The 2,453-nt window shown below is 35.2% G+C and carries 2 protein-coding genes; both read left to right on the forward strand.

Annotated elements, in window-relative coordinates; all coding sequences use genetic code 11:
* The first annotated feature begins 64 nt into the window (after nucleotides 1-64).
* Nucleotides 65-1,642, forward strand: coding sequence for an IS21 family transposase (gene istA / locus JOC73_RS14890; protein ID WP_243428004.1), 1,578 nt, complete (start codon nucleotides 65-67; stop codon nucleotides 1,640-1,642).
* On the forward strand, nucleotides 1,624-2,367 hold the full coding sequence (gene istB / locus JOC73_RS14895; protein WP_204404669.1) for an IS21-like element helper ATPase IstB: 744 nt from the start codon (nucleotides 1,624-1,626) through the stop codon (nucleotides 2,365-2,367). Before istA ends, istB begins: the two co-directional genes overlap by 19 nt.
* The last annotated feature ends 86 nt before the right edge of the window (nucleotides 2,368-2,453 follow it).

Below are 2,453 nucleotides of genomic sequence, written 5' to 3' on the forward strand. Positions count from 1 at the left end.
TAGTACAATAAGAATACTCCTTCTGATAGAATTAGATAGTTAATTCATCATAGGGGGAATGAAATTGAAGGAGTGGAATATGTTTGCTGAAATTAAAGGATATAAGTCCAGAGGATTGAAAAAAACACAAGCAGCAAGGTTGTTAAAAATCGACTATAAAACTGTGACTAAATACTGGGATATGACTCCCGATGAGTTTGCAAGACTAAGACAAGGAGTCCAGTCTAGAATAAAGAAAGTAGACCAATATAAGGATGAAATCCTAGCATGGATTAATGAGTACCAGGATTTATCAAGTGCCCAGATTTATGACTGGCTACTAGAGCGGTATTCAGTACTAGATTTTAAAGATAGGACATTACGGCTTTATGTAAATCAACTCAGGGAAGACCACAAATTACCTAAGGTAACATCACCTAGGCAGTATGAAGCAGTAGAAGAACTTCCAATGGGGTATCAAGCCCAGGTAGATTTAGGAGAGATTTGGCTACAAAGAAGTGATAGAACTAAGGTAAAGGTATATTGTTTTGCTATGTCTCTATCCCATTCAAGGTATAAATATCTATACTGGTCCCTTAGACCCTTCACTACAATGACCTTCCTTGAGGCCCACAACAAAGCCTTTGAGTACTTTGGAGGTATGCCTAAGGAGATAGTTTATGATCAAGACAGGATAGCGGTAGTATCTGAGAATCATGGGGATATAATATACACTGAAGGATTTCAAAATTACATAAATACCTTAAAGTTTAAGGTATACCTTTGTAGGGGGTATGACCCAGAAAGCAAGGGGAAAATAGAGGCTGTGGTTAAGTATGCCAAAAATAACTTTGCAAGGAACAGAGTGTTCATAGACATTGAATCCTTTAATGATGACTCATTAAGGTGGTTAGAAAGAACAGGTAATAAAAAAATACATGACACAACAAAGAAGGTACCGGCCGAAGTGTTTGCTCTGGAAAAGGAACACTTAAAACCAATACCTACCCTCTTTGCAAATAATGCTAACAAAATTAGTTTAACCTACTTTGTAAGAAAAGACAATACTGTTATGTATAAACAAAACAGATATCAGTTACCTAAGGGCACCTACTCACCTAAAAAAGAGGTTAATCTAATTATCAAAGATAAGAGAATGGATATCATGGACATAGATACTAACCAACTAATCGTAAGCCATCTAATAACCTTAGATAAAGGAAAATTAATAAAGATAGATCATCCATCCAGACAAGAGAATAAAACCCATAGCACCGATGAGTTATACGAAAGGGCATTAGACGGCCTTAGCAACACAGAAGCTGCAATATCCTTTATTGACACCCTAAAACATGAAAAACCAAGACATATAAAGGATCAACTGAGGTTAATAACTGAGGCAGTTAAAGAAGAAGAAAAATCCATAGTTTCAAGGGCATTAGAATACTGCATAAATAGAAAGCTATTTAGTGCAGTTGCACTAAGGGATACCATAGAATATTTAAAGATAGAAGACCAAAGACAGATAGGTAAAACGAGCTATAAAAAAGCAGATATATTCACTCCTTCAAAATATAGTCATCTTAAACCTGTTATTCGCGATATTAAAGAATACACTAAGGCTTTGAAGGAGGATAAAAGAAAATGGACAAGCTTGAACTAATAAAAGACTATGCTAAAAAACTTAATCTATACTATCTAAATAGTAATATAACTTCCATCATTGAAAATGCAGATACGAAAGATGTCTCTTATCAAGAGCTTCTTTTATCAGTATTAGAAAATGAGCTGGCGCTAAAGGATAAGAAAGCTCAAGAACGCAGGCTAAAGGATGCTGGATTTCCGATTATAAAGAAGATAGATGACTTTGATTTAAACTTCCAAAGATCGATTACAAAAAAGCAAATAAACAGACTCATAGAGATGGACTGGATAGATAGGATGTATAATCTTATCTTCCTAGGCCCTCCAGGGGTTGGTAAAACCCATCTATCAATTGCCTTAGGCCATAGAGCAGTAGATATGGGATATAGGGTAAGCTTTATTACAATGGATAATCTAATGTATAGCCTAAAGACCCAAGAAATATCTAGAAAGAGTAAAGGTAAGATAAGCAAGATACTTTCTTCAAGCCTTCTTATCATAGATGAATTAGGATACCTTCCTATCACCAGAGAAGAAGCCAATCTATTTTTTCAATTAATAACGGCCCTCCATGAGCAAGCATCACTTATTATCACATCAAACAAAGGGCTTGAAGACTGGACTGAATTATTGGGTGATCCTGCTCTAACAACGGCAGTATTAGATAGAATTACTTACAGATGTGAGTTGTTTAATATGACAGGTAAAAGCTATAGACTAGAGCATAGAGAATCTTTATTTTAGTAAGTTAAAACATTAAGGCGGTGAAACTGGAAAAATCTCAGGAAAATTATTTGCCAAAATTTCGCCAAAAACACTTGCCAGTTACA

The organism is Alkaliphilus hydrothermalis (assembly GCF_016908555.1).
Taxonomy (GTDB): Bacteria; Bacillota; Clostridia; order Peptostreptococcales; family Natronincolaceae; genus Alkaliphilus; species Alkaliphilus hydrothermalis.